Origin of the sequence: Wolbachia endosymbiont (group A) of Clivina fossor, assembly GCF_964026865.1 — a bacterium.
Taxonomy (GTDB): domain Bacteria; phylum Pseudomonadota; class Alphaproteobacteria; order Rickettsiales; family Anaplasmataceae; genus Wolbachia.
Genome location: NZ_OZ034707.1, coordinates 1,162,899 through 1,188,759 on the forward strand (window position 1 = coordinate 1,162,899; position 25,861 = coordinate 1,188,759).

Annotated in this window: 24 protein-coding genes, 1 pseudogene and 1 riboswitch; of the genes and pseudogenes, 15 read left to right on the forward strand and 10 right to left on the reverse strand. The window is 36.1% G+C overall.

All coding sequences use genetic code 11. The features are described from left to right. Positions 1–5: 5 nt before the first annotated feature. Positions 6–1,595 (reverse strand): methionine--tRNA ligase, encoded by a 1,590-nt coding sequence (metG, locus tag AAGD99_RS05770; RefSeq protein ID WP_341822857.1) that lies wholly within the window; start codon positions 1,593–1,595, stop codon positions 6–8. 157 nt (positions 1,596–1,752) lie between these two features. Between metG and AAGD99_RS05775 the strand changes: the two are divergent. After that, positions 1,753–2,021, forward strand: a pseudogene (locus AAGD99_RS05775) (TrbC/VirB2 family protein); the annotation flags it as partial. A 211-nt stretch (positions 2,022–2,232) separates the two neighbouring features. Here the strand turns inward: AAGD99_RS05775 and ubiG are convergent. Then, the gene (gene ubiG, locus AAGD99_RS05780; RefSeq protein ID WP_341822858.1) at positions 2,233–3,402 is read right to left on the reverse strand and encodes a bifunctional 2-polyprenyl-6-hydroxyphenol methylase/3-demethylubiquinol 3-O-methyltransferase UbiG; all 1,170 of its coding nucleotides are present in this window, start codon (positions 3,400–3,402) and stop codon (positions 2,233–2,235) included. A gap of 175 nt (positions 3,403–3,577) precedes the next feature. Here ubiG and dnaG point away from each other — a divergent pair, with 175 nt between their 5' ends. Further along, a complete protein-coding gene (gene dnaG / locus AAGD99_RS05785; protein WP_341822859.1) occupies positions 3,578–5,326 on the forward strand; it encodes a DNA primase in 1,749 nt (582 codons plus the stop codon). A 184-nt stretch (positions 5,327–5,510) separates the two neighbouring features. Beyond that, positions 5,511–6,593: an efflux RND transporter periplasmic adaptor subunit gene (locus AAGD99_RS05790; protein ID WP_341822860.1), complete on the forward strand. Its 1,083-nt coding sequence runs from the start codon at positions 5,511–5,513 to the stop codon at positions 6,591–6,593. Positions 6,594–6,666: 73 nt separating this feature from the next. Here the strand turns inward: AAGD99_RS05790 and grxD are convergent, their stop codons facing one another. From grxD to AAGD99_RS05805, 3 genes are all read right to left on the reverse strand, one after another. Next, the gene (grxD, locus tag AAGD99_RS05795) at positions 6,667–6,990 is read right to left on the reverse strand and encodes a Grx4 family monothiol glutaredoxin (protein WP_164224629.1); all 324 of its coding nucleotides are present in this window, start codon (positions 6,988–6,990) and stop codon (positions 6,667–6,669) included. A 15-nt stretch (positions 6,991–7,005) separates the two neighbouring features. Further along, positions 7,006–7,224, reverse strand: a complete 219-nt coding sequence (locus AAGD99_RS05800; RefSeq protein ID WP_096641415.1) for a BolA/IbaG family iron-sulfur metabolism protein — start codon at positions 7,222–7,224, stop codon at positions 7,006–7,008. A gap of 78 nt (positions 7,225–7,302) precedes the next feature. After that, a complete protein-coding gene (locus tag AAGD99_RS05805; protein ID WP_341822861.1) occupies positions 7,303–8,625 on the reverse strand; it encodes a malic enzyme-like NAD(P)-binding protein in 1,323 nt (440 codons plus the stop codon). A gap of 126 nt (positions 8,626–8,751) precedes the next feature. Between AAGD99_RS05805 and pgsA the strand changes: the two genes are divergently transcribed. From pgsA to AAGD99_RS05845, 8 genes are all read left to right on the forward strand, one after another. Beyond that, positions 8,752–9,294, forward strand: coding sequence for a CDP-diacylglycerol--glycerol-3-phosphate 3-phosphatidyltransferase (pgsA, locus tag AAGD99_RS05810; protein WP_253309177.1), 543 nt, complete (start codon positions 8,752–8,754; stop codon positions 9,292–9,294). Between the two features lie 108 nt (positions 9,295–9,402). Next, entirely contained in the window at positions 9,403–10,401 is a 999-nt protein-coding gene (locus AAGD99_RS05815) for a hypothetical protein (protein WP_341822862.1), read from the forward strand. Positions 10,402–10,461: 60 nt separating this feature from the next. Continuing rightward, positions 10,462–11,169, forward strand: a complete 708-nt coding sequence (locus tag AAGD99_RS05820; RefSeq protein WP_264735694.1) for an outer membrane protein assembly factor BamD — start codon at positions 10,462–10,464, stop codon at positions 11,167–11,169. A gap of 59 nt (positions 11,170–11,228) precedes the next feature. Continuing rightward, the gene (locus AAGD99_RS05825; protein ID WP_253309949.1) at positions 11,229–11,969 is read left to right on the forward strand and encodes a YebC/PmpR family DNA-binding transcriptional regulator; all 741 of its coding nucleotides are present in this window, start codon (positions 11,229–11,231) and stop codon (positions 11,967–11,969) included. A gap of 461 nt (positions 11,970–12,430) precedes the next feature. After that, complete coding sequence (locus AAGD99_RS05830; protein WP_410529931.1) at positions 12,431–13,291, forward strand: peptidoglycan DD-metalloendopeptidase family protein; 861 nt, start codon at positions 12,431–12,433, stop codon at positions 13,289–13,291. A gap of 7 nt (positions 13,292–13,298) precedes the next feature. Next, complete coding sequence (locus AAGD99_RS05835) at positions 13,299–14,210, forward strand: SPFH domain-containing protein (protein ID WP_341823219.1); 912 nt, start codon at positions 13,299–13,301, stop codon at positions 14,208–14,210. Positions 14,211–14,286: 76 nt separating this feature from the next. Beyond that, a riboswitch (TPP riboswitch) is annotated at positions 14,287–14,389 on the forward strand. After that, positions 14,378–14,653, forward strand: coding sequence for a SemiSWEET family sugar transporter (locus AAGD99_RS05840; protein WP_006280002.1), 276 nt, complete (start codon positions 14,378–14,380; stop codon positions 14,651–14,653). It overlaps the preceding riboswitch by 12 nt. After that, positions 14,634–15,323 (forward strand): thiamine diphosphokinase, encoded by a 690-nt coding sequence (locus AAGD99_RS05845; RefSeq protein ID WP_341822864.1) that lies wholly within the window; start codon positions 14,634–14,636, stop codon positions 15,321–15,323. The genes AAGD99_RS05840 and AAGD99_RS05845 overlap by 20 nt, the downstream gene beginning before the upstream one ends. A 180-nt stretch (positions 15,324–15,503) precedes the next feature. Here the strand turns inward: AAGD99_RS05845 and AAGD99_RS05850 are convergent, their stop codons facing one another. From AAGD99_RS05850 to AAGD99_RS05860, 3 genes are read right to left on the reverse strand one after another with little or no spacing between them, the layout of a single operon-like run. After that, positions 15,504–15,932: a hypothetical protein gene (locus AAGD99_RS05850; RefSeq protein WP_341822865.1), complete on the reverse strand. Its 429-nt coding sequence runs from the start codon at positions 15,930–15,932 to the stop codon at positions 15,504–15,506. After that, the gene (locus AAGD99_RS05855; RefSeq protein WP_341822336.1) at positions 15,925–17,166 is read right to left on the reverse strand and encodes a recombinase family protein; all 1,242 of its coding nucleotides are present in this window, start codon (positions 17,164–17,166) and stop codon (positions 15,925–15,927) included. The genes AAGD99_RS05850 and AAGD99_RS05855 overlap by 8 nt, the downstream gene beginning before the upstream one ends. Further along, on the reverse strand, positions 17,160–17,336 hold the full coding sequence (locus tag AAGD99_RS05860; RefSeq protein WP_182319925.1) for a hypothetical protein: 177 nt from the start codon (positions 17,334–17,336) through the stop codon (positions 17,160–17,162). The genes AAGD99_RS05855 and AAGD99_RS05860 overlap by 7 nt, the downstream gene beginning before the upstream one ends. 394 nt (positions 17,337–17,730) lie before the next feature. On the opposite strand from AAGD99_RS05860, the gene AAGD99_RS05865 reads away from it, so the two are divergent. The 4 genes from AAGD99_RS05865 to AAGD99_RS05880 all read left to right on the forward strand — a co-directional run bounded on the left by AAGD99_RS05865 (position 17,731) and on the right by AAGD99_RS05880 (position 23,251). Then, the gene (locus AAGD99_RS05865) at positions 17,731–17,964 is read left to right on the forward strand and encodes a hypothetical protein (protein ID WP_341822866.1); all 234 of its coding nucleotides are present in this window, start codon (positions 17,731–17,733) and stop codon (positions 17,962–17,964) included. A gap of 500 nt (positions 17,965–18,464) precedes the next feature. Beyond that, the gene (locus AAGD99_RS05870; RefSeq protein WP_341822868.1) at positions 18,465–19,868 is read left to right on the forward strand and encodes a malonyl-CoA decarboxylase; all 1,404 of its coding nucleotides are present in this window, start codon (positions 18,465–18,467) and stop codon (positions 19,866–19,868) included. A 79-nt stretch (positions 19,869–19,947) separates the two neighbouring features. After that, positions 19,948–21,744: a translation elongation factor 4 gene (lepA, locus tag AAGD99_RS05875; RefSeq protein ID WP_341822870.1), complete on the forward strand. Its 1,797-nt coding sequence runs from the start codon at positions 19,948–19,950 to the stop codon at positions 21,742–21,744. Positions 21,745–22,909: 1,165 nt separating this feature from the next. Beyond that, positions 22,910–23,251 (forward strand): TrbC/VirB2 family protein, encoded by a 342-nt coding sequence (locus tag AAGD99_RS05880; protein ID WP_253309185.1) that lies wholly within the window; start codon positions 22,910–22,912, stop codon positions 23,249–23,251. 43 nt (positions 23,252–23,294) lie between these two features. Here AAGD99_RS05880 and AAGD99_RS05885 read toward each other — a convergent pair whose 3' ends face one another. Then, positions 23,295–24,308, reverse strand: coding sequence for a pyruvate dehydrogenase complex E1 component subunit beta (locus AAGD99_RS05885; RefSeq protein ID WP_341822871.1), 1,014 nt, complete (start codon positions 24,306–24,308; stop codon positions 23,295–23,297). A 416-nt stretch (positions 24,309–24,724) separates the two neighbouring features. Further along, positions 24,725–25,739, reverse strand: a protein-coding gene (locus tag AAGD99_RS05890; protein ID WP_341822214.1) for an IS630 family transposase whose coding sequence is annotated in 2 segments (ribosomal slippage) — positions 24,725–25,273 and positions 25,275–25,739 — 1,014 coding nt in all. Because the reading frame shifts where the segments join, the coding sequence is not laid out codon by codon here. Between the last annotated feature and the right edge of the window lie 122 nt (positions 25,740–25,861).

Consider the following 25,861-nt stretch of genomic DNA (forward strand, 5'->3'; position numbering starts at 1 on the left):
AAAAACTATTTCTCCTCTTTAGCATCAACCCTCAAAAAAACCGGCGTAGGTTTAGGTAGTGTAATGCCTGAACTTACGCATGCGTTGCACAAAGATTTTAAATCACGTTGTTCTTTCGGAATTTGCAATTGATCGAGTATTATTTCTGCTGACTTGGGAACGATTGGCTGCAATAAAGTGCCAATTATCCTGATATATTCCAGTAATTTGTAGATTACTAAATTCATGCGTTCTCTATCAGTTTTGCTTAATGTCCAGGGTGCACTTTTGTCTATATAAGCATTGGCTTCAGAAGAGATGTTGATAATTAGAAGTATAATCTGGTTAAACTCATACTTTGATAGGTGATTCATCACCTGATCGAGTATAGCTTTGCAACCTGGAAGACTTTCTTCACCTTTAAGTAGGCTTTGATCGATTGTTGGTACAATTCCAGAACATTGCTTGTGTAAAAATGAAATTGTTCTTTGTACTAAATTGCCTATATTGTTTGCAAGTTCTGAGTTTATGCGGCTGATCATGTTTTTCTTACTAAAGTTGCCATCCTGGCCAAAACTTGCTTCTCGAAGGAGAAAATAGCGTAGTTGATCAACACCAAACTCTTGAGCGAGGCCAATTGGATCTATGACATTACCAAGAGACTTGGATATTTTTTCTCCTTCGTTTAGCCACCAACCATGAACTGCAATTTGTTTTGGCAGTGGCAAATCTGCTGCAAGGAGAATCGCTGGCCAATACACAGCATGAAAGCGCAATATGTCTTTGCCGATTACATGAACGTTGAAAGAGTTGTCAGCTAGGTTTGCAGTGCTTGACACTGGAATCTGCGTTTTGGATTCTGCCCAAAATCTCTTATATTCTTCACCTTCAGTGCTAGGGAAACCTATTGACGTGAGATAATTGGTTAATGCATCTATCCAGACATAGATTACGTGTTTGTCATTACCTGGTACTTTTATTCCCCAGTTAAAACTAGTGCGAGAGATTGAGAGGTCAATGAGCCCTGATCTTACAAACGATACCACTTCATTTTTTCTGCTCTCAGGAAAGATAAAATTTGGCTGATTTTCATATAGTTCTAGTAATTTATCCTGCCAATTCGACAAACGAAAAAAGTAGCTCTCTTCTTTTACCCATTCAACCTCAGCACCTGTTGGTGCTTTGCCATCTATCAGCTCTGATTCCTGATAAAATGCTTCATCACGAACTGAATACCAACCCGAATAGGAATCCAAATATATTTGTCCTCTCTCTTCAAGCCTATTCCATAAAGCTACCACTGCTTTTTCATGACGTTCCTCCGTAGTGCGAATAAAATCGTCATACTCAAAATTCATGAACTTAGCTAATTCTTTAAATGAAACACTCACTTCATCTGTAAATTCTTTTGGCCGCATTTCCTTTGCTTTAGCTGCTTTTTCTATTTTTTGTCCATGTTCATCTGTACCGGTGGTAAATTTGACATTTTTCCCAGCTAGTTTCATGAACCTTGCCACCACGTCACACAAGAGAGAAGTGTATGCATGACCGATATGCGGCTTATCGTTTACGTAATATATTGGCGTGGTGATGTAAAAGTTCTCAAATCGATCCATGGTTTAGCATTTTGATAAAAATCAACTGAGTTAATTATAGTATTAAAAAGGCAGTAATAAATAAATATTGATTGGGTTAAGCATAATTTTTGAAAAAAGCTATTTACTGAAATTTTATTAAAATAAGAAACAATCAGGTATGATTATTGAAAGAACAATGGGAAATTTTCTTGTAATTCTATTTGTAGTTTTAATTTTCTCCTATGCATTTGATGCACACGCTGATGGAGCAACAGATGTAATGTAATAGGTTACGTTCATGGAATAGGTGGACCAATGATTACAGTGGTAATCATTGGTTCAAGCTTGCTTGCAATATTTGGTAGAATGCCTTGGCCTGCACTTTTCGCACTGGGTATGTTTACTGCTGTATTTTTCGGTGCTCCTCAAATTGTAATAAAGGTAACAGGAAAAGAAGTTTGTTGTCTTTTTAAAGGTCAAACCTTGGAGAATGGAAAGTGTGTTGCTGCTCCTGGATATGAATACATAGGTCGTGATCGTTGTGGCCCTTCGAGAAACGGGGTTCAAGGATGTTGTCCTAATGGCTGGGTGCTCACTAGTAAGGGCAAATGTAAGAAAGCTGGTCTAGATCCTTCAAAGTATTGGTAGTGAAAATGGTGCTTTTATAGAGTTAAATCTAACCACTCATCAAACCACAAAGTATATAATTAATATCCACACCTTTAGTTAAATTCCACTCACGCTTTATTACGTTGTACTCCATGCCAGCCATGTTTTGCAGCGTTACATTATTTTCTCTTAAGTGATTTGCAATTTCTGACGGCTTGAGAAATTTATTCCAATTATGCGTACCCTTAGGCAGCCAATTTAATATGTACTCTGCGCCGACTATTGCAAGACAGAAGGATTTGATAGTTCTATTTATTGTGGATATAAAGATTAGCCCTTCTGGTTTCAGCAATTCTATTGCTCTTCTCATAAAGAATTCTAAATTATCTACATGCTCGACTACTTCCATCAGCAGAACCACGTCGTACTTCTTGTCATTGCTTAGCTCTTCAATGCTGGTGTGCATATATTCTACATTAAGCCCTACTTTTTTCGCATGTGACTGTGCCACTTTGATGTTTTCTTCACATACATCTATTCCCACAACATTAATGCCAACGCGTGCCATTGATTCTGATAAAATGCCACCACCGCATCCAACATCAAGCAATGATAATTCTTTTAAATCGCATTTTTTTAACTCTTTTATTTTCTCAATAATGTAAGATACTCTAATAGGATTCATCATGTGCAATGGCTTAAATTTACCATTCTCATCCCACCATTCACCTGCCATTTTAGCGAATTTTGATATTTCATCTTCGTTATAAGTTTTTGTTTTTTTTTTCTTAGAGGTTATATTGCTGAGTTTATCAAGGCGTTTTTTATGTCTGCTTTCTTTTGAAAATTCTGTTTCGAGGAATTGTTTGACTATGTCTTTTGCTAATCCACTCGCAGTAAATCCTGCACCAAGACACAGTACATTTGTGTTGCCATGCTCGCGAGCTAATTTTGCGATCTCAACACTATTGCATAAAGCAGCGTAGATTCCTTCAAAACGATTTGCCACAGTACTCATGCCCAAACCTGTACCACAAATTAATATCCCATAATTTGCTTTTTTGCTTGTTATATCTTCTACAACTTTAACAGCATAGTCTGGGTAATCTACACACTTTTGCTTAGCAGTGCAGCCTTGATCTACCGCTGTGTAACCCAGGGTTTCCAGGTAGGATTTTATTTCTGATTTTAATTCATAACCAGCATGATCTGAGGCAATTGATATTATATCTGACATATAAAAAGTTGATCTTGCATAACTTAAGGATATTTATATGGGTAATTTATTTTGATCTTTCTGTCAAGCCGTTTTAATACTCCTGATCTTTCGGGAGTCCTAAAGCTTGAAATAAATTTCGAGTCAGATGTGTATAAATTCTATATAATTTTTATCCTACTACTAATTCAATAAGATGGATCACATAGATATTATAAAATCAAAATTATTATTATCTGACATAGTAGGTAAAAAAGTCAGGCTAATAAAAAGAGGAGATAGTTTTGTTGGGCTCTGTCCATTTCATAACGAAAAAACCCCATCTTTTTCGGTGAGCAATACTAAGGGGTTATATTACTGTTTTGGTTGTTCAGCTAGTGGTGATGCATTTGAATTTATTTCACAAACTGAAGGATTAAGCTTTAAAGAAGCATTGGAAAGATTAGCATCGGTTACAGGTGTTGAACTGCCCAAAAGTCTTAGTATTACAAAAGGGGACAATAAACTATTTTTAGCGCTTGATTTAGCTGCAAATTGGTTTGCACAAAAAAATCAGGGCATTGTAGATTATTTAAAGCAGCGCAAGATTTTACCTGAAATCATAGATAAATTTAAGATAGGTTATGCACCAAGCTCTGGTTTGAAAGAGTATTTAAACTCTTCAGGTATTGAAGACAAAATTTTAATTGATATTGGATTAGTAAACAAAAATTTTCATGATTATTTTTATGACCGGCTGATATTTCCTATATACAACATTGCAGGAAGAGTTATTGGTTTTGGCGGACGTGCGCTGAGTTCTGAGCAACAGCCAAAATATTTAAATAGCCCAGAGAGTCAGCTCTTCAAGAAGAGGGAGAATTTATACGGATTAAACTTTGCTTTAAGCGAAATACGTAAAAAACAGCACATATTTGTTGTTGAAGGATATATGGACACTATAGCGCTACATCAAGCGGGAATTAGTAATGCAGTTGCTCCACTTGGTACCGCAATTTCTGCAGAACAGATAAAAAATCTATGGAGATTTGCTAAAGAAATCTCCATCTGTATGGATGGCGATAGTGCTGGACGTCATGCTGCTACCCGAGTTGCAGAACTTGCTCTGCCAATATTAGAGCCTGGATACACGTTAAAGTTTGTGACTTTGCCGAGTAATAAAGATCCATACGATATATGTAACGAACTGGCATACAAGAAAGAAGACGTGTTGACTGCTCTTGACCATTCAACAAAACTGCATTCTGAATATTTATGGCGTCACATAATCGATAGCAACTTTCAAAATTATGAAAAACTTGCTCCGGAAAAATATTCAATTCTTGAGCACAAGTTCATGGAATATGTAAATACTATTAGCAACAGCAGTATTAGAAGGTATTATAGAGATTATTTTTACAATAAGGCTAGTGAACTAAGAAGTAGCTTCAAAAAACAGATTTTTAATAGTAAAACTAGAGCAACAAAAGGTGAGTATCTTCATAACAAATCTCCAGAGCTAATTGAGGCAGAGCAAAATCAGGCCATAATTTTGCGTATAGCCGTAGAATTTCCTGAAATCTTGAACCGTCCTATATTTTTTGAGCAATTTTCTCATTTTGAATTTACTAATGAGATGAAAAGATTACAACAGTGTGTAATTGATGTAATAAGTAACAAAAGCAAACTTGGTAAAGAGGCTTTGTTACAAGAATTGAAACAGTTTGACGTTATAAAGTATGTATTTGAAAAAACTAGTGTACTAAATAGCCAACTGAACGAGAGAAAATCTGCAGAAATTGTGTGGAATAATATAGTGTTACTAAAAGAATTAAATGCGTTACGAAAAGAAAGAACCGAAGCGAGGTTGAGCGGTAATCTTGACTTAGAGGAAAGGTTGATAGAACAAATAGAGCAAATAGAAAGTAATATACAAGAAATGCAAATGGAGTTTATTGAAAAGTAGGCTGCTACAGTTAATTATTTTTAGGTTGTTTGTCATTCTGCTGCTTTTTAACGGAATTTATACTGCCTCTTAGCAATAAAAAACTTACTTATTGTAGGAAAATCTTGTGTTTGTTCTCATATAAAACTATTTATGGAGTGACAATGGTGCATGTATTATACTTACATTTTTGATTCGAAAATTTATGCAGTTGTTTCTAACAAAATTAGTCAACAAATTCTATTGTTTAAAGATGAGAAATAAAGTAATCATCATTTCTAGTATTGCTTTTATTCTACTGTTTTTTATCAGCAGTGCATTTTTAAAAAAAGATCAGGCGGTTCATAGTGATAATGCAACTAGTAGCTTTTCAGTAAAAACTCAAGAATGTGCGCCGCAAAACCGCACTATATATTTAAATTTTTCTGGTACAGTAAATCCCTTACATAGAGCTAGCCTTGTCTCAAAAATAAGTGGTAAGATTATTGCTATTTATTTACCTGATGGTGAAAAGGTAAAAAGAGATGATGTAGTGTTAAAGATAGAAGATTATGACAGGATTGAGCAAGCTCAGAAAGCCAAAGCTTTATTAAAGCAGCGTGAAATTGAGTATGATTCCTCTCACAAACTGAATAAAACAGGCTATGGAGCACAAATACAAGTAGAAGCAGCTTTTACTGCGTTACAAAGTGCAAAAGCTGACCTAAAAAGGCTAGAATTGGATTTAGAAAATACTGCAGTCAAATCTCCTATAGATGGTTATATTGATAAAATCAATGCAAACGAAGGGGATTTTGTTAATGCTGGGCAAAAAATAGCTGACGTGGTTGATTTCGATCAAATTCTTGTGGTGTTATACGTTTCGGAAAATGAAGTAAATAAAATAGAGCTAGGCAGCACAGCTCAAATTAGTTTACTGGACGGAAAAGAATTGGCAGGTGAAGTAAGTTTTATTAGTAAAATTGCTGAGCCTAAAACTGGGTCTTATAGGGTAGAGGTAAAGGTAATTAATAATAAAATGATATCCTTGCAGGGACTAACTGCCAACGTAAGACTACCTTCAGGCGAAAGATTTGCATATAAAGTTCCTTCTTCAGCCCTGAGCTTAAGTGACGAGGGTGCTCTTGGAATAAAGATTGTTGATGACAATAATTATGTAATATTTGTACCAATAGAAATTGTTGATCATGAGAGCAATGGGGTTTGGATAGTAGCAAATAACGAAGGTAAACCCATAAAGTTAATAGTATTGGGCCACCTATTTGTTAAGCCTGGTGATAAGGTTTAAGACATAAGATCCTTTTTCATAGCTTATACTACGTTATACCAATCCCAGCGTCTGGGCACTGGTTTCTTGGTACTTATTCCGCAATAATTTTTTTTTCCTTCAATAAATTTTGCAGTTCGCCTTTTTCGTACATCTCGCGAGTGATGTCGCAACCACCGATAAACTCTTCCTTTATATATAATTGTGGAATTGTTGGCCAATCAGAAAACTTTTTTATAGATTCACGTATTTCATCATTCTCCAACACGTTAATATACTTAAACTTCACGTTCAATTTTTTTAGGATTGACACGACGAGTCCAGAGAATCCGCATTGAGGAAAATCAGAAGTGCCTTTCATGTACAACACCACATCATTTTCCGCTATATCTTTTTTTATTTGTTCAAAACTGCTCATAAATTCACCTTATTTTTAAGTATTAGTTTCCAGTTGCAAGGCGTGTATAGACTGACCTTCCAGAGCTTTATATACCATTTTATGCTGTTCTATTTTTGTCTTTCCAAGAAAGCGCTTGGAGGTTATTTTTAAATGATAATGATCATCATCTCCAGCAAGGTCATGAACCTTTATATCAGCGTCGGGGAACGATTGTTTGATGATCCTTTCTAATTCGTGAATTGCAATAGTCATTGATTTGCTTTAAATTACAATACTTTCATTATAAATCTAAAACGACTGGGTGCAATTGAATTATTGATTATATGGTTACTAATATTGTGAAGACAGTAGATTCAGCGTGTTAAGTGTACTAGCAAGGCGAGATTTCAATTGATTTTCATATTTACTCCAATCTTGTATTGCCTTTCTTGCAATACCTGAATCAACTGCGGCTTTTGCAACAGCAGGAGATACTATAGAAATTAATCTTGGGTCAAATGGAGTAGGTATTATATATTCACGTCCATAGCTCATTTTACGACCGCCATAGGCTGCAGATATCTCGTCAGACACTGGCTCACGGGCAAGCTTTGCTATTGCATCTGCAGCTGCAATTTTCATCTCATCATTTATTGTTGTTGCATGTACATCAAGCGCTCCTCTGAATATATAAGGAAATCCCATTACGTTGTTGACTTGATTGTTGTAATCTGACCTGCCAGTTGCGATTATTGCATCTGGCCTCACAGATTTTGCAAACTCAGGCCTTACTTCTGGATCGGGGTTGGCGAGAGCGAAAATAATCGGGTCTTTGCCCATACTCTTTAACATCTCTTCATTTAACACATCTTTTGCAGATAATCCGATGAATACATCAGCGCCTTTTATTGTATCAAGTAGAGAACGTTCGGAAGTATCAATTGCATATTTTTCCTTCCACTCATTCATGTCCTCGTTTCTACCTTTGTATATTACTCCTTGCTTATCACACAGCACTATATTTTTAGCGCCCATGGACTTTAGTATTTCTAAACATGCAATACCGGCTGCTCCAGCACCATTCATAATGATCTTAACGTCCTCTAATTTCTTTCCGACAATATCAAGAGCATTTTCTATACCAGCGACAACAACCACTGCAGTTCCATGCTGGTCATCATGGAACACTGGAATATCCATCAGTTCATTCAGACGTTTCTCTATTATAAAACAATCGGGAGATCTTATATCCTCTAAATTTATCCCCCCCCAACTTGGCCCAAGGTACCTTACTGCATTGATGAAATCTTCTATATTTTCTGTACCAACTTCTATATCAACTGCATCAATATCAGCAAAACGCTTAAATAAAACAGCTTTGCCTTCCATGACAGGTTTTGCAGCAAGAGGACCGATATTACCAAGCCCAAGCACTGCAGTGCCATTTGAAATGACAGCTACAAAATTGCTTTTTGCCGTATAATCATAAACAACCTCAGGATTTTTAGCTATTTCAAGGCACGGAGCTGCAACGCCAGGAGAATAAGCAAGTGACAAATCATACTGGGTAGATAAAGGTTTTGTTGGCATGATTGAAATTTTACCAGGGTTACCACCTCTACTGTGATACTTAAGTGCCTCTTGTTTTGTGGTATTATCTAAATCATCGTTCATTCTTATATTTTAAGCTTGTAATTTTTAAGTATATGGAGTTTTTATAAATGTTCAATTGTAAACTATTAGCTTGTGAACTCTGTTGTACTTCTGTATAAGTTTACCTATTACGTAAGATGATATTACATGCTTAAGAAAAACGTGCCTAATTTGCTTACAATTTCTCGTGCACTTGCAATACCAGCAATAATATTAAGTTTTTATATAGAAAATAAATATGCAGGCCTGATAACAATATCAATCTTTGTGTTTGCGTGCATTACGGATTTTTTTGATGGTTACTTGGCGCGTGCGTGGAAAGTCCAATCAAAGTTTGGCAAGCTATTTGATCCAATTGCTGATAAATTAATAGTGGTTTCAACGATAATTATGCTAGTTTATAAGCAGAAGATAAATGATTTTACAATAGTACCATCGATTATCATCATCTGTAGGGAAATATTAGTTTCGGGTTTACGGGAGTTCCTTATAGCTATAAATGTTAGTCTACCTGTAAGCAAAGCTGGCAAAATTAAAACATTTTTGCAGATGGTTGCTGTAGTAGCGCTAATAATGAACGATTACGACACAACTCAATATATAGGTGCAATTTGTTTATGGGTTGCAGCTATTATAACTATGTGGTCAGGCTATAATTATATCCTAGCCGGCATCAAACAGGTTGACTGAATTTCTTGAGAAACAGTTAATATACAAAAGTGGTTAACATTTTTATAATATTGACTGAATAGTTAAAATCCTATATAATATATTAGTTCATAAATCAACGGGATCTATATGACTGGTAACCCTAAGACTACGTTTTCTCCTGAAGATTTTTTTGGGGATTTTTGGCTGACAGTTGATAAGGAAGTCAAAAAAGAAAGGTCAGAACAAGAGTCATTAACACTAAAAGAAGAAGCAGAAAAAAAGAAGAAGCTCGAACAGGAGTTATTAACACTAAAGGAAGAAGAAGCAGAAAAAAAGAAGAAGCTAGAACAAGAGCTATTAACACTAAAAAAAAGAGAGCTATATAGACAATGTGTATCATTGGTAACAATGGTTCCATTTGCATTATTTATGGCTATTGAACTGGAAAAAATATGTAGCGATCAGGTATTACTTGGCGTGATAAGTGGCGCGCTAAGCCACACTATATTACCTTCTATGGTCCTATCTCTTATTTGTACGCTATATTTAATTTACAATAATAGGAAAATAGCACAAAAAGAACGAGAGTTGGAGAATATTGAAAATGGAGAGGAAGTAAAGGAAAAAGAGCACAATATTTCTGATATAGGTCAGTGTTTGATCTATATTGAGGCTATAACAACTGCACTGATTATTGTAGGTATGATAATGGGTGAAACATCTTCACTTGAAGCAGCAGAGGATGCAATTTTATTTCTTGCCAATGCAATTGCTTTTCTTGTAACTCTTGTTTCTTATATTGATGAGCATGAAAAAAATAAGAAAAAGGAAACAGAAAAATCTAATCTTGATGAAAAATCTAGCAAGAAAACTAGCAATATGTCTGTAGCCGGATTGGCGCTTGCTGGTTCTTCTATATTTTTAATAAGAAGGATAATGTTAATGGCATTAGCATCGTCCTTAAATCCTGCTGTTGGGCCTACTTTAGGCTTGATAGGTATTGCACTTTTTATGGTTGTACAGATATTAACTACACATTCCTACAGCAAAACGCTGAAAGATCCAAAAGTGGAAGGACAAGGTAAATCGAGGAATGCAGGTAGTTCTGACCGTAGTTATAAAGAGGAAGGGCCGGCTATTGCCTAAGAAATTTATTTATTTAAGTAATATTTAGGTCTATACTTTATTTTGATCGAAAAAAATCTTATGTATAAGACTTTAATCACGTGCTTTATTTTCCTAATTTGCTCCTTTACACAATCGTATGCGGATGATCTTGAAAAAACTGAAGCTGAACTATATGAGGAAGCAGTTGAACTTTTTGACCAGAAAAAATATAAACAAGCTATTAGGGCATTTCAAAAGATAGAAGATTTGTACCCTTTCTCTTATTGGGCAAGGAAAGCAAAATTATTATCTGGTGTGTCTCATTATAACATGGGTAACTATAGCAGTGCTGCAAGTGATATGGATGATTATATATATGTTTATTCAAATGGTGAAGATTTACCATATGTATACTACTTAAGAGTATTATCTTGTTACATGCAAATTAATAAAGTGCAACTTGGACAGCAAACTGCATATAAAACTTTAGAGCTGGCTACAGAGTACATTAACCTTTTCCCAGACAGCGAATATATAGATGAAATCAAGGAAAAAGCAAAATTAATCACAGAACATATATCAATAAAAGAGTATTCTATCGGTAAATTTTACCTGAGGCGTGGTGAATATTTAGCAGCAATTAAGCGTTTCCAGAATATAGCAAGCTATAAGGATTCTAAATATTTTTCTAAGTCTATTAACTATTTAATAGCAGCCCATTCAGCTCTTGGCCTTGACTTAGAAGCTGAGCAGTATGAAAGTATGTTATTAGCAGAAAACCTGCAAGATGCCAAGCCGGAGGCTTGAAAATTTGCTTTAGTTTTTTCTATGCTTTGATATATAATTAGGTTTTTAACTATTTGAATATGGCTGGTCATTCACAATTTTCAAATATAAAACATCGGAAAGGCACTCAGGATGCAAAGCGCTCTCAAAAATTTACGAAGCTGATTAGAGAAATAACAGTTGCTGCAAAGCAAGGGCTACCTGATCCCGAACTCAACCCGCGCCTTCGCTCTGCTATATTTGCTGCACGCAAGGAAAATCTACCAAAAGATAAAATAGAAACAGCAATAAAAAATGCAACTGGTAACGTTGCTGGAGAAAATTATGAGGAAATCCAATATGAAGGTCATGGGCCTTCTGGCACTGCACTTATTGTCCATGCCTTGACTAATAACCGCAACCGTACTGCTTCTGAGGTACGTTATATATTTTCTCGCAAGGGTGGAAACTTGGGAGAAACAGGAAGTGTTAGTTACCTTTTCGATCATGTAGGCTTAATCGTCTATAAAGCAGAGGGTGTGAATTTTGATGATTTATTTAATTATGGGATCGAGTTAGAAGTATTGAATGTTGAGGAAAATGACAAAGAAGGATTACACGTTATAACTTGTGAAATAAAAGATTTTGGTAAAGTACGCGATGCCTTTTATGCAAAATTCGGAGAACCAGAACTTGCTCGTCTTTCGTGGCAACCAAAGGATCTAGTTGAAATTAGCGATAAAGAGTTGATCGATAAATTATCCACATTGGTTGAAGAATTAGAAGATAATGATGATGTACAGTATGTTGAAGGTAATTTTACTTTTGTTGATAAGCTATGAGGCTGGTAATATTTGTATTGCTTTGTATTTTACCAGCATATGCTACTGAAACATCAACAGATCTTGCACAGCCATTCCAGTGTGTAGGGTGTCATCCCAGTGCCCAGACACTGGGATCCAGAAAAATTCAAGCACACTATGCAGCATTGTTAGTCAAAGAGCTGGATTCCAGTGTCAAGCACTGGAATGACACCACCCGCAAATTGCAATGTTCGTGCAGTTGTGTGCCTAGACACTGGGATCCAGAAAATTCAATTACAAATGGACACACCAAGCGATTGTATAATAACAACTGGATTCCAGCGTCAAGCGCTGGAATGACAGAAAAGGAGCGTGCAAAGGCTGCGCCCATAGGGTGTCATCCAAGTAGCTTGACACTGGGATCCAGAAAAATTCAAGCACACTATGCAACATTTTCGGTGAAATTACCAGAAAGCTGGATTCCAGCGTCAAGCGCTGGAATGACAGGAGAGAATTTTGAGGTGACAGAAAGCAACCATGATAGAAGATTATTATTCATATCCAGCACCATAAAATCTTCTTTTTTTGCCACGGGAATTGAGCAAGGGTTGGCGCCAAATACAGTGGTAAAATTGATCAACATATATAAAGATTTTGGTGTTGATTTTAAAAAAGACATTGTGCCGAAGAGTAAATTGGAGGTTCTTTTTGAGAGATCGCTCAGTAATCAGAAGACTGAAGAAAAGATTTTATATGCTTCACTGACAATAAACAAGAAAGCTATTAGTTTATATCATTATAAATCGCAAGACGGCAAAGAAAGGTATTTTAATAAAGAAGGAATAAGCTTAAAAAATGGCGAAATTTTTGCAAATCCTTTAAATGGAGATTATCGCATATCCTCAAAATTTGGCAATAGAAAGCATCCTGTTCGCGGTAAAATTGCTTTTCACAAAGGAGTGGATTATGCAGCTAAGCTTGGCACTCCCATATACGCTGCTGCAGAGGGTGTGGTAGAATATATAGGAAAGAATGGTGGCTATGGAAATTACATCAAAATAAAACACAAAAATGAATATTCAACCTGTTATGCGCATATAAGTAGATTTAGTGGCGATATAAAGTTAGGCTCTAAAGTAAAGCAGGGGCAGGTAATCGCCTATGTTGGTAGCACTGGTGTTGCAACAGGACCCCATTTACATTACGAAGTTATATATAACGGCAAACACATCGATCCGCTTACGATAGCGCATAAAACTGAAGTAAAATTGCCTGATCATGAATTAAGAGAGTTTAAACTATTTGTAAATAAGATAAATAAAACGATCAACAGAGAGGGTTCAAGTGAAAAAGAAGTTTAAAGACAATATGGATAAGAATACGATAAACGATAGAAATTTAAGTCAAATTCGGTTTTTTCCTGCATTAATACTAGTGATAATACTAATGGCAATACCGTTATCACTACTTGCGGTGTATGATACTCTGGCTTTAATACACAATAGCCTGGTTTCAATGGATGGTACTGCTTTAGTATTAATAATCCCATTTGTGATCCTATTCGTGATCCTATTCATAATTTTACCTACAGGGTTTTTTATCAATCATCCTAATGAAGCAAGAGTGATAGAATTTCTTGGTCATTATATTGGAACTTATTTTAAATCCGGAATGTTTATCACAATCCCATTTGCAAACAAACATGTCATTTCTCTAAAATTTCAAAATATTAACACAGAAAAAATAAAAGTGAATGATGCAAATGGAAGTCCAATAGAGATTTCTGCAGTAATTGTTTGGAGAGTAAACAGCCCTGCAAAGGCGTATTATAATGTTAACAACTATCACGAATTTGTTTTTGTACAAAGTGACTCAGTAATAAGAGAATTAGCAAGCAATTATCCGTATGATAGCGAAAGCGATGAGGAGTCTTTACGTAAAAATTCTGATAAAATTTCAGATGAATTGCGGTCAATGTTACAACAAAGATTAGATATTGCGGGAATTGAGATTACAGAAGCAAGAATATCGCATTTGGCGTATTCGTCCGAGATTGCACAAGCAATGTTAAGGCGTCAACAAGCACATGCTATCACTTCGGCAAGAAGGCATATAGTGCAAAATGCAATAGGAATTGTCGAGGAAGTAATAGCTCATTTTGAAAAAAACAAAAGCTTACAATTAGATGGCAAGCAAAAGGTTCAATTGATAAATAATTTGTTGGTTGCCCTAATCTCTGAGCAAGATGCACAACCGACGATTAGTTTGGATAATAATTAGCATAGAAGCCGATTGGGTTTCATGAATGCAAGTCACTATTAATTTCTTGATTAATAGACTAAATGATGTTATAAATTACACGCATTAGGGGTGCTCTAGAAAAGCTGAGAGTACATAAAGTACAACCCTTTGAACCTGATATTGTTAAAGCAAGCGTAGGAAAATGTATGTATATAAATATTGAAGAATGCTTCGGCTTCATTGCGTTAATTGCATCTCTAATTGGATTATCACCTCAAGTATATAAAGCATATATCACTAAAGTTACTCGTGATGTATCGATGCTAATGTTAGTAAACTATCTTATTTGTTCATTGTCTTGGATTGGCTATGGTCTTTACCAGAGCTCAATTTTTGTGGTGCTTAGCAATATTGCTGGATTAGTGATTAGCATAATATCAATTATTCAAAAATGTTACTACGATGCAAAACCTGCACCATGATCATGTGCTGCACTGCAGTACACAACAACAATATCGTTCTATTATAGTGCTAAATGGAGAAATACCGAGCTCATCGTTTTTTAAACGAGATATACCTATTATTGCTGTAGATGGAGGAGCAAACAAGCTTCTATCAATTGGCGTAAAACCTGATCTTGTAGTAGGAGATTTGGATAGCGTAAATCCGGATTTACGTGCTAATTTGAATACGATATATCTACCTGATCAAGATTATTGCGACTTTTCTAAAGCAATGGCTCACTTAAAAACAGTAAAGTTATTGCCATCAATAGTAACGGGTATTACTGGAGGAGCAATTGATCACATACTACAGAATATTAACATTTTTCTAAGTACGGGCAGTATCTTTTACACACCTTCACCTCCCATGGTAGGTTACATCCTACAAAAAAGTATTACCCATTTTTCTTTGCCGAAAGATACTAAAATATCTTTACTTGGTATACCGAGAGCTCAAATATCAACCAAAGGATTAAAATGGGAACTGCATCTTAGCAACCTTGCTTTTCCAGGAAAGAATTCTTGCTTTAATCGAAGTTTAGGCAATAAGTTATCTATAGAAGTACACAGTGGTATATGTTTGGCGATGGTTTATTTAGAAGCAGTAGATGATGCTGCAAGACATCATGTGCGTCAAGTTAAGAAGTAAATAGACTTCTTGCATAACCCAAACTAAGTAGAAAAAAGGTATCATCCAAGTAGCTGACACTGGTTCCTTTATGACGTGTCATTCCAGTGTCAGCTACTTGAATGACAGCAGTCCTACGTCATACCGCCGCGGTATCTCTTAGCATAGATCCCGCTAACACGTAGCGGGATGACGAATTGCTTAACCGTCATACCGCCACGAACCGTCATACCTACCCCTACAACAACATTGCAAGCATTGATTTTTCTCCATATGAAAAGAGTCTGGAAGCTCTTTTACTCTAAACACGATGTTTACATCCTCAAAATTAATCTCAATTCGCTTAACTAACGTTCTAATAATATCACGTTTAGTTAGCCAGTCTGCATTATTAAGACTTGAGTTAATACTAGAGGAAAACCCCTCTAAATTTGTTACTACTAGAGTTAACTCTTGTGTGAGTTTTTTCTGATCAAATATCTTTTTCTTTTGTTCTTCAACCATTTTTAAGTTTTGTTTCATTGCTTTAATTCTTGGCTCAAATTCTTCTTGATCAATATATTCTTGAGTATAACTATCAATTAACCTTGCAATACCTCGTTTTAATTTATCTTCTTGTGTTTCAAGCAAAGCGCTTTTTTGATCTAGTGGTAAGTTCTGAAAGTCTACGTTTATACTCCTCTAATATTCTATTCGGATTTTTTAATAGATGTTTCACCTCTTCCCACACAGCCATGTCTAATGTATCTGTACGAATTAATTTGTTGTTACACATTTTATTACCGCCAAAACGGTATGAATCCGTGCCAACACAACGATAATATACCTGATTATTAGTTTTTTTCCCCTCCTTATTCCTTGCAGTGCTAGTACCATAATATGCATAATTGCAAAGCTTACATACTACTAAACCTTGCAATAAATGTCTTGCTCCTCTTTGTCTTGTTCTTGCTATTTTTCTATTCTCAGCTAATTGTTCTTGAACGATTTCAAATAAATCTTCGCTTACTATACTAGGTACTTTAATATAAATCCAATCCTCTTTTGGAACAGGATAAGTAGAATAATTATCTTTTGGATGCTCGCAGGAGTTTTTTTTCGGTCTTATATGTTTTAGTTTTACGCCAAACCTTGTTTTACCAAAAGCTGCTTGTCCTTTATAAGCAGAGTTTTTTAACATACTCAAAACTACAGCCCTATCCCAATACTCTTTTCCAGTTCTCGTCATAATGGACATAGCACTTAGCCTACGACATACTTCTCCTATACTGGCTCTTTCTCTTCCTACCAAAGAAAATACTTTACGAACAACTTCAGCTTCTTCTTCATAAATCTCAAATAAGGCCTGTCCTGTTTCTGTATTTTTGTTTATATAACGATAGCCATAAGGAGCAGCACTCATTACACTTATACAACCCTTATTTGCTGCATAAATCTTTCCTCGACGACTTCGTTCCATGATTTTTGCACGTTCGTATTCTGCTATCATACCTTGCATTTGTAATAGTAATTGAGATTCTGGATTATCGCTAATTTGATAATTTAAAAAAATGACTTCCACTCCTAATTTCTTAAACTCTTCAAGTAATATCATCTGATATGCATACTTACGAGATAAACGATCAGGAGAATGAATATAAACCTTATCAATGTTACCTTCTGCTATTTTATCACGTAATTTTTCCAAACCAGGACGGATTATGTTAGAACCACTATAACCATTATCAATAAATTTATATTCATTTAATAATTTATGTCCATCCATACTAATTTGATTCTCTATAGCAGCAATTTGGCTTGCTATTGTATCTTCTTGTGCTTGCCTACCTGAAGAAACTCTTGCATATAAACTAACTGTTACCATTTTACCGTCCTCAAATCTACTTTCTTATATTCAGAGTTTTCTTCCTTTTTGCTCGCTTTTATTGGTTTACTTAACACTAATTTTTCATATGCATCTAATAGATACAACTCTGCTAATCGATTTACTTCATAACTACAACTAATCCGAACTATTAATTTTTTGTTGCCCATGAGCTCTACCATATATTATTCATCGAGACATATGGTTATTTGATCATTAGCTCTATAAATAAATTCAACTCTCCGTTCTTTTTGTAGAAGCTTTCGAGAAATAGTCTTCTCAAGTTTCAGGTTTATTGCAATATTGTTGGCGGAGTCCCGCCGCGGTATCTCTTAGCATAGATCCCGCTAACACGTAGCGGGATGACGAATTGCTTAACCGTCATCCCGCCACGAACCGTCATACCGCGATTCATTCGCGGTATCTCTTAGCATAGATCCCGCTAACACGTAGCGGGATGACGAATTGCTTAACCGTCATCCCGCCGCGAACCGTCATTCCGCCGCAGACCGTCATACCGCGATTCATTCGCGGTATCTCATCCGCTAATACCAAACTTCGTTATTGGGAAGACAAATAGAATATACGATAAATTCACTTAAACCTCCAGTTATAGGCGGAAAGCACTCTTTTTCATTTGTCTCATTATTATTGAGAATTGGTATAACACGTAGCGGGATACTTGACCTTTACAGGGATGACGGTTGTCGTTCAGCTACAAATATTAAGAAATTTACCAAGCGAAAAAAAAGGCAAAAGAAGCCCCGTGGTGCGAGTTTTGACTCTATATTACTGTAAGTGGCGCTGTAATAATGTGCTAACGCTTAAAATAAGCGCGATTTGGCTGAATGTAGAAAAAATTTAAAAGACATGCAGCCGCTATAATTTTATGTAATCCACCAAAAAATACCCTAAGTTTTTTACTGAATTTTGTCATTGAGCCTGCAGGTCAAAAACAAGTTTTGAGTCATGAATACCCTTATTATCATAATAAGGGGGCTGGCGGAGTTTGTCAAGTAAGTTTTTTGTTTCTACTGAATGACAGTTGTGGCTTGGGAGGTAGTGCAAGAAGTCTATTGTATTACTGAATTATTAATAATTCAGTAATAATGCCTGCTATGTAGCTAAAATTTTCCTTTAACTTAAGCTATATGTAGCTAAAATAACTTGGGTTTACCGACGATTTGACAAACGACAAATTCGTCATCACGCTGCTTGTTAGCGGGATCTAGAGATACCGCGGCGGTATGACGTAGGGAAACCTGACTTGCATTAGCCATGTATAATAAAGGAAATCTATGACAAAAGAATCATTGGTAAAAACTGATATAGTGAAAGTTGAAGACAAAAAAGCGGTAAGAAGCTTTTTTAAAATACTAGGTGAAGTGGCAGATGCTGTAAGATCGTGGATTGGTAACATCGGTCCTGATTTAAGCAACAGTCGCGATATCGATAGTTTAGTCTTGAAGATGAACGAGTGCTTAAATCCAAAGGGAGGGGAGGTTTCAGCACGTAAGAATGCTGTATCTCTTGGTAATTTGTACTTAAGCTTATCAGAGAAAGGTAAAATAAAATTTCTGCAAACCCTGGCAGAAAAATTTAGTCTACATAAAGAAGAAATAGATGAGAAAATAAAAGAGTACAAGGAAAATCAAGATCCCGAGTTAAACTATAAATTTGAACAGGATTTAATAAAAATTCTTGAATCACCGCGTTCTAAAATATTGAAGCAATTTATTTCTCTACCAGAAGGCTTCAAGTTTATTGTTGATATGCGTTCTGATGTGCTTAAGCTAAAGAACCAATATAGAAGCTTGAATCCACTAGAGAATGAATTAAAAAATATACTCTATACTTGGGTTGATGTTGATCTACTCGATCTTCGTCAAATCACCTGGGATTCACCTGCATCATTGCTAGAAAAACTTATAAAATATGAAGCTGTGCATAAAATTTCCTCTTGGGATGACTTAAAAAACAGACTAGATTCTGATCGTCTCTGTTTTGCTTTCTTTCATTACAAAATACCAAACGAACCTCTAATTTTTGTAGAGGTTGCATTGGTGAATAAGATTGCAGATAGCATTCAACACCTTTTAGATGAATCAGTACCTTCAAGTGATCCAAGTAGTGCAAGCACTGCTATATTCTACTCAATATCAAATACTCAAGCAGGGTTATCTGGAATCAGCCTTGGTAATTTTTTGATCAAAAGGGTTGTAGAAAAGCTATCGCAAGAGTTTAAAAGTATAAAAACATACGCAACTCTTTCTCCAATACCTGGCTTTACGAAATGGCTAAAAAACAATCTAAACCAAGATGTCACTTTATTGGGCAAACTAAATATAAAACAATCTAGTGCAGAAATTTTAGAAAGTGCAGAGCAATTAAAAACTAACGTTGAATGTACAAATGAAACTAAACAATGCATGCTTAAACTGTGTACATATTATTTACTAAAAGTGAATAATAGTAATGGAAATGCTTATGATCCAGTGGCACATTTTCATTTAAGCAATGGCGCATCAATAAAACAATTAAACTGGATGGCGGATACTTCTGAAAAGGGTATTAGTCAGTCGGCTGGAATGATGGTGAATTATCTGTATGAGTTGCCTAAAATAGATAACAATCATGAAAACTATATGGTTAATAAAGTGATTTCCTGCTCGAAAAAAGTGTCGTCTATGTTGAAGGAGTAAATAGTCTCTTAATAAATAATTGCCCTCACAACACTTAAAATGTAAAATAGTTTTACTAATTAAGTATAGTAGGCCATAAATGAACAACATAAGAAATTTTGCAATAATAGCGCATATAGACCACGGTAAGTCAACGCTTGCTGACCGTTTAATAGAGAAATGTAACGGCCTTGAAGCAAGAGAAATGATCAATCAAATACTCGATTCAATGGATATAGAGCGTGAACGTGGCATTACAATTAAAGCACAGACGGTAAAACTCAATTATACGGCAAACGACGGTAATCAATATTGCCTAAATCTCATGGACACCCCAGGTCACGTTGATTTTTCTTATGAGGTAAGTCGAAGCTTAGCTGCATGTGAAGGTTCACTTTTAGTGGTAGATAGCAGTCAAGGTGTTGAAGCTCAGACTCTTGCAAATGTATATAAAGCTATTGACAACAATCATGAAATAATAGTTGTACTCAATAAAGTTGATCTCCCTGCTGCAGATCCAGAAAAGGTAAAACTCCAGGTTGAGGAAGTAATTGGCATTGACGCAAGTGAGTCAGTTTTAATATCAGCCAAGACTGGTCTTGGAATAAGGGATGTATTAGAAGCTATAGTGACAAAACTTCCAGCTCCTCAAGGTGATGTGAATGCTCCACTACAGGCAATTTTAGTTGATAGTTGGTATGACACTTATTTGGGAGTAGTAATTTTAGTACGAATTAAAAATGGAGTGCTAAAAAAGGGCATGAAGATTGTTATGATGTCTAATAACTCTACATACCAAGTGGACAATATCGGTATTTTTACTCCTAAAAAAGTAATGACAGGTGAACTCTCAGCAGGTGAAGTTGGTTTTATCACTGCTTCAATGAAGGAAGTTGCAGACTGTAGAGTGGGAGACACTATTACTGAAGAGAAAAGACCGTGCAGCGAGGCATTGCCTGGTTTTAAAGAAGTGCACCCTGTGGTATTTTGTAGTATTTTTCCTAATAAAACGGACGACTTTAAATATTTAAGAGAAGCACTGGAAAAATTACATTTGAATGATACAAGTTTTACTTTTGAAGCAGAAACTTCAAATGCGCTAGGCTATGGATTTCGTTGTGGTTTTTTGGGAATGTTGCATCTTGAAGTTATTCAAGAAAGGCTCGAGAGAGAATTTGATTTAGATCTAACAGCAACTGCACCGAGTGTTATATATAAGGTTACAACGCAAGGTGGTGAAGTTCTGAGCATTCATAATCCTAGTGACATGCCAGATCCAACAAAGATTGAAATGGTAGAAGAGCCGTGGATTACTGCAACTATAATGGTCCCTGACCAATATTTAGGTGAGATTCTATCATTATGTGAAGAGAGGAGGGGAGAACAGGAAGATTTATCTTACATTGGTAACACAACAACAGCATTGTTAAGATATAAGTTACCACTGTCTGAAGTTGTTTTTGACTTTTATGATCGATTAAAATCAATTTCCAAGGGGTATGCAAGTTTGGATTGGGAAATTTCCAGCTATCTGGTAAGCCAAATAGATAAATTAAGCTTTTTAATTAATGGAGAGCCCGTAGATGCACTGGCTTGTATCGCTCACAAAAGCAGAGCAGAAAAAAGGGGGCGTGAAATATGCGCACGCTTGAAGGATCTAATACCACGTCAGCAATATAAAATCGCGATTCAAGCGGCAGTGGGCGGGAAAATTATTGCCAGAGAAACGATTAATCCATATAGAAAAGATGTAACAGCTAAACTCTATGGTGGAGATGTAACGCGAAGAATGAAACTACTTGAAAAGCAAAAGAAGGGTAAAAAAAGGTTACATTCTATAGGGAACGTAAATATTCCACAGAATGCTTTTATTCAAGCTTTGAAGATAAGTGATTGATCTTAAAAGACTTCTTGTATAGTTTTTGGCAACAACCGTTAGAAACGAAAAAACTTCCTTGACAAACTCCGCCAGCCCCCTTATCATGACATTAAGGGTATTTCTGACTCAAAACTTGTTTTTGATCTGTGCAGGTTCAATGACAAAATTCAGTAAAAAACTTAGGGTATTTTTTGGCGGATTACATAAAATTATAGCGGCTGCATGTCTTTTAAATTTTTTCTACATTCAGCCAAATCGCGCTTATTTTAAGCGTTAGCACATTATTACAGCGCCACTTACAGTAATATAGAGTCAAAACTCGCATCACGGGGCTTCTTTTGCCTTTTTTTTCGTTTGGTAAATTTCTTAATGTTTGTAGCTAAAAGAGTCCAAGAGAGGTGTCATGCCAGTGCTCCTTTTTTTGTCATCCCAGTGCTTGACACTGGGATCCAGCATTTCACGCAATCCCATCAAGAACGTTGTATTTTACATAACACTTTTATGCTTACCAACTTAATAAAATTCCTGGATCCCAGTGTCTGGGCACTGGGATGACACCCTTTTGGATAGAAACCAGTGTCTGGGCACTGGAATGACACCGAAGGGGCTACTGCTGTCTTGGATGGAAACCAGTGTCAGCTACTTTCATGACACCCTGACCTCGTCATCCCGCAGCGGGATCTCTTGTTAGCGCCGCGGCGGTATGACGGTTCGCGGTGGAATGACGATAACTTCGTCATTCCGCTATGTGTTAGCGGATGAGATACCGTGACGGTATGACGTAGGATTGCTGTCATCCCGCTACGTGTTAGCGGGATCTATGCTAAGAGATACCGCGAATGAATCGCGGTATGACGGTTAAGTAGGGTGTCATTCCAGTCTGGAATCTAGTTCTTATTGTACATTTACTTGGTGTAGAGTTAAGTTTCCTGGATCCAAGTAGTCAAGCTACTCGGATGACATCTTTTTTCTTGGTACAATTACTCTTATATCTCAATGTTCGTACAGTTATGTGTCAGCTACTTTCATGACATCGTTGTAACGTTGTACCATATTACAATGTTCGTGCAGTTGTGTGTCAACTACTTTTGTGGCACCGTTTGTTATTCAATCTTTATGCTAGCTTTACTAAAAATTATAGTATTTTAGGTATAATTGCAATATCTAAATTTAAGGTATAGGGATGAACCCTAGGAAAGTTTTTAATATTCTTTTTATAGTATTATTTATTTCTTTTTCTCATGTTGGGAGTGCTGCCGCTGACACTAATGCTGATACAACTGCTCAAGTAATATGTAATATTATTGGCTACGTTTGGGGAATAGGCGGACCGCTTATGACCGTAGTGATAATAGGTGCAGCTTTGCTTGCGATATTTGGTAGAATGCCATGGCCAGCTCTTTTTGCACTCGGTATATTTTGTGCTGTATTTTTCGGTGCTAAAACTATTGTGACAAAAGTAATGGGTGGTATAGGTGGAAATACTTCTTTGATGGACCAATGTGGAGTGGACAAACAGAAATAAATTCCGATAACATTTTGCCAGTAAATTGCTTTTATATATTGTATTAGAAGTTAAAAATTATTTTTTTTCTAAAGCAGACCTGATGCACGGCTTCAACTATATCTTCCACTTGCGGTAATGCTTTTTTTTCTAGGTTTGCAGCGTAAGGTAAGGGGATGTCCTTGCCAGTTACGCGCATAACTGGAGCATCAAGGTAGTCAAATCCTTGTTCCATAACAACGGCTGACAGCTCTGCTCCTATTCCTGCAAATGGCCATCCTTCTTCTACACTAACTAACCTATTAGTCTTCTGAATAGAGTTAATAACAGTTTGAGTGTCAAGTGGTCTTAAGGTTCTGAGGTCAATAACTTCAGCTTCTATACCTTCACCTGAAAGTAAATCTGCTGCGTTTAAAGCATCCATTAATTTCAGTGAGAAAGTAGTGATAGTTACATCCTTTCCTTCCCGTATAACAGCAGCCTTGCCTATCTCAAGTAGATAATCTTTATTTGACAGCTCAGAGTCAGAAACTTCATGTTCATGTCCGTAAGCTATTTCGTTTTCTAGAAATATTACCGGACTCAGGTCACGAATTGCAGCTTTAAGCAGACCTCTGCAATCGGAGGCAAAGTAAGGTGCTATCACTTTTAATCCCGGTATATGCGAATACCAAGATGCAAAGCATTGAGAGTGTTGTGCAGCAACTCTTGCTGCAGCACCATTTGGCCCACGAAATACTATGGGGCATCCAAGTTGTCCACCTGACATATAATTTGTTTTTGCTGCAGAATTCACGATTTGGTCGATAGCCTGCATAGAAAAATTAAAAGTCATAAATTCGACAATTGGCTTTAATCCAGCGAATGCTGCTCCAACAGCAAGGCCAGCAAATCCATGTTCGGTAATAGGCGTATCAACCACTCTATTTTCTCCAAACTCTTTCAGTAATCCTTTTGTTACTTTATAGGCACCATCATACTCTGCAACTTCTTCACCGATGATCAACACGTCAGGGTCGTTTTGCATTTCTTCTCTGATCGCTGTGCATAAAGCTTCTCTTACACTTAAGGTTGCCATTTATAAACTTTTATAGACTTTAACTAAAGTAACTATATCAGAATTACTAGGAAGCGTACAAATTAAGTTTTACAAACTGACCTTACTCAGATGATATGAATAAGTATTGCTTGGTTGAAAGCAAGAGAAGATAATAACTTCTCAGAGTGGATAGGTGGCAGGTTGGTACTTCTTTTGAGGCACTTTCTGCTCTTACATGGAGTGTAGGAAGAAGACCTCGTGACCCAGATTCTGCCACCGGTGAGGCTCAGTCACCTTTTGATAGCCTGAAGATGGCTTTATGTTTCCTGTTTCTTTTTTCCTTTTCCTCTATAAATATATTGTTTTTATATTCAGTTTAAATATTTCACTAATTCTTTTTATCGTCATTGTTTTTTCATCAACTGCTTTGAGAACTCGTTCTCTGATACCAAATCTCATAAATAAGTAGGCAAATAACTCACAGAACAAATGGTTTTGATCGAACTTTCCGTAATATTACGAATGAATGCACATACAGTATCCTCCAATAAACTAACAGAGTCATATATTCTATTTTTAATGAGATTGTCTTTCAAATATTGCCATAAACGCTCTACTGGATTTAACTCTGGTGAATATGGAGGTAAATAGATTAAGGTAATATTTTGTGGTATTTTTAAACCTTTGGATCTATGCCATCCTGCACAATCCACAACAAGAAATGCCTCCCTTGTTCCTAAATATTGTGACATCTGCTCAAGGAATATATTCATACAATCAGTATTGACGTTTGGTACGAATAAGCTAGAACTCTCTCCATTTCTAGGATTAACTGCACTATAGAGATAAAAGTTTTGCCTACCTAATTTTACCTTAACCTGTGTCCTAATGCCTTTTTTAAACCACCCGTGTCCAATCTTTGAATGTGTGCCAAACCGCGACTCATCGAAGAAAAATAGCTCTTTTTCGGGATACGTGACAATAGTTTCATTAAGATTTTTTTTTAAACTCTTCTTGTTTATTTTTATCCTGTTTATTGTGCACAGGCCTTGGAGTAATATACGAAAAACCTAACTTTTGCATCAGTCTATGTGCTGTAGACTTACTTACCTCAATAGAAAACATTTTCTCAATTATGATTTTTAATTTCTTAGCCGTTAGGTTGGCTCCTTCTTCTGCTATGACATTTTTAATTTCTTCTTGCTGCTTGTAGCTCAACTTCGGCTTTACTCCACGTCCTGGTTGTATTTTAAACGCATTGACTCCTCCTTCCTTAAATCTTGTAATCCACTTCATCAATGTAGTTCTAGTAATTCGGTATATTTGAGCAACTTTTGTTATTCCATATTCTTTTGCAGATATTATTGCCTGTAATCTTCTTCCTATCTCTCCTCTTATGCCGTGCTTCTTTAATTCCAGGTTACACTTATTATATAATTCTTCTCCTATTGCTTTACTTTTTCCTGCCATAACTCCCCACTAATTCTTAAATTATTCTATTTTAGAAATTTTTCTTTATTCGTCTATTTATTTTTAGGAATTGGTATGAGGTCTTCACTATATGGGCTTGGCATTTTTCATCTCTTTAATAT

Excerpts from the sequence above, each read along its gene's own strand:
- metG (WP_341822857.1), bottom strand. The coding sequence starts at position 1,595 with ATGGATCGATTTGAGAACTTTTACATCACCACGCCAATATATTACGTA.
- ubiG (WP_341822858.1), bottom strand. The coding sequence starts at position 3,402 with ATGTCAGATATAATATCAATTGCCTCAGATCATGCTGGTTATGAATTA.
- dnaG (WP_341822859.1), top strand. The coding sequence starts at position 3,578 with ATGGATCACATAGATATTATAAAATCAAAATTATTATTATCTGACATA.
- AAGD99_RS05790 (WP_341822860.1), top strand. The coding sequence starts at position 5,511 with ATGCAGTTGTTTCTAACAAAATTAGTCAACAAATTCTATTGTTTAAAG.
- grxD (WP_164224629.1), bottom strand. The coding sequence starts at position 6,990 with ATGAGCAGTTTTGAACAAATAAAAAAAGATATAGCGGAAAATGATGTG.
- AAGD99_RS05800 (WP_096641415.1), bottom strand. The coding sequence starts at position 7,224 with ATGACTATTGCAATTCACGAATTAGAAAGGATCATCAAACAATCGTTC.
- AAGD99_RS05805 (WP_341822861.1), bottom strand. The coding sequence starts at position 8,625 with ATGAACGATGATTTAGATAATACCACAAAACAAGAGGCACTTAAGTAT.
- pgsA (WP_253309177.1), top strand. The coding sequence starts at position 8,752 with ATGCTTAAGAAAAACGTGCCTAATTTGCTTACAATTTCTCGTGCACTT.
- AAGD99_RS05815 (WP_341822862.1), top strand. The coding sequence starts at position 9,403 with ATGACTGGTAACCCTAAGACTACGTTTTCTCCTGAAGATTTTTTTGGG.
- AAGD99_RS05820 (WP_264735694.1), top strand. The coding sequence starts at position 10,462 with ATGTATAAGACTTTAATCACGTGCTTTATTTTCCTAATTTGCTCCTTT.
- AAGD99_RS05825 (WP_253309949.1), top strand. The coding sequence starts at position 11,229 with ATGGCTGGTCATTCACAATTTTCAAATATAAAACATCGGAAAGGCACT.
- AAGD99_RS05830 (WP_410529931.1), top strand. The coding sequence starts at position 12,431 with ATGACAGGAGAGAATTTTGAGGTGACAGAAAGCAACCATGATAGAAGA.
- AAGD99_RS05835 (WP_341823219.1), top strand. The coding sequence starts at position 13,299 with ATGGATAAGAATACGATAAACGATAGAAATTTAAGTCAAATTCGGTTT.
- AAGD99_RS05840 (WP_006280002.1), top strand. The coding sequence starts at position 14,378 with ATGTATATAAATATTGAAGAATGCTTCGGCTTCATTGCGTTAATTGCA.
- AAGD99_RS05845 (WP_341822864.1), top strand. The coding sequence starts at position 14,634 with ATGCAAAACCTGCACCATGATCATGTGCTGCACTGCAGTACACAACAA.
- AAGD99_RS05855 (WP_341822336.1), bottom strand. The coding sequence starts at position 17,166 with ATGGTAACAGTTAGTTTATATGCAAGAGTTTCTTCAGGTAGGCAAGCA.
- AAGD99_RS05860 (WP_182319925.1), bottom strand. The coding sequence starts at position 17,336 with ATGGGCAACAAAAAATTAATAGTTCGGATTAGTTGTAGTTATGAAGTA.
- AAGD99_RS05870 (WP_341822868.1), top strand. The coding sequence starts at position 18,465 with ATGACAAAAGAATCATTGGTAAAAACTGATATAGTGAAAGTTGAAGAC.
- lepA (WP_341822870.1), top strand. The coding sequence starts at position 19,948 with ATGAACAACATAAGAAATTTTGCAATAATAGCGCATATAGACCACGGT.
- AAGD99_RS05880 (WP_253309185.1), top strand. The coding sequence starts at position 22,910 with ATGAACCCTAGGAAAGTTTTTAATATTCTTTTTATAGTATTATTTATT.
- AAGD99_RS05885 (WP_341822871.1), bottom strand. The coding sequence starts at position 24,308 with ATGGCAACCTTAAGTGTAAGAGAAGCTTTATGCACAGCGATCAGAGAA.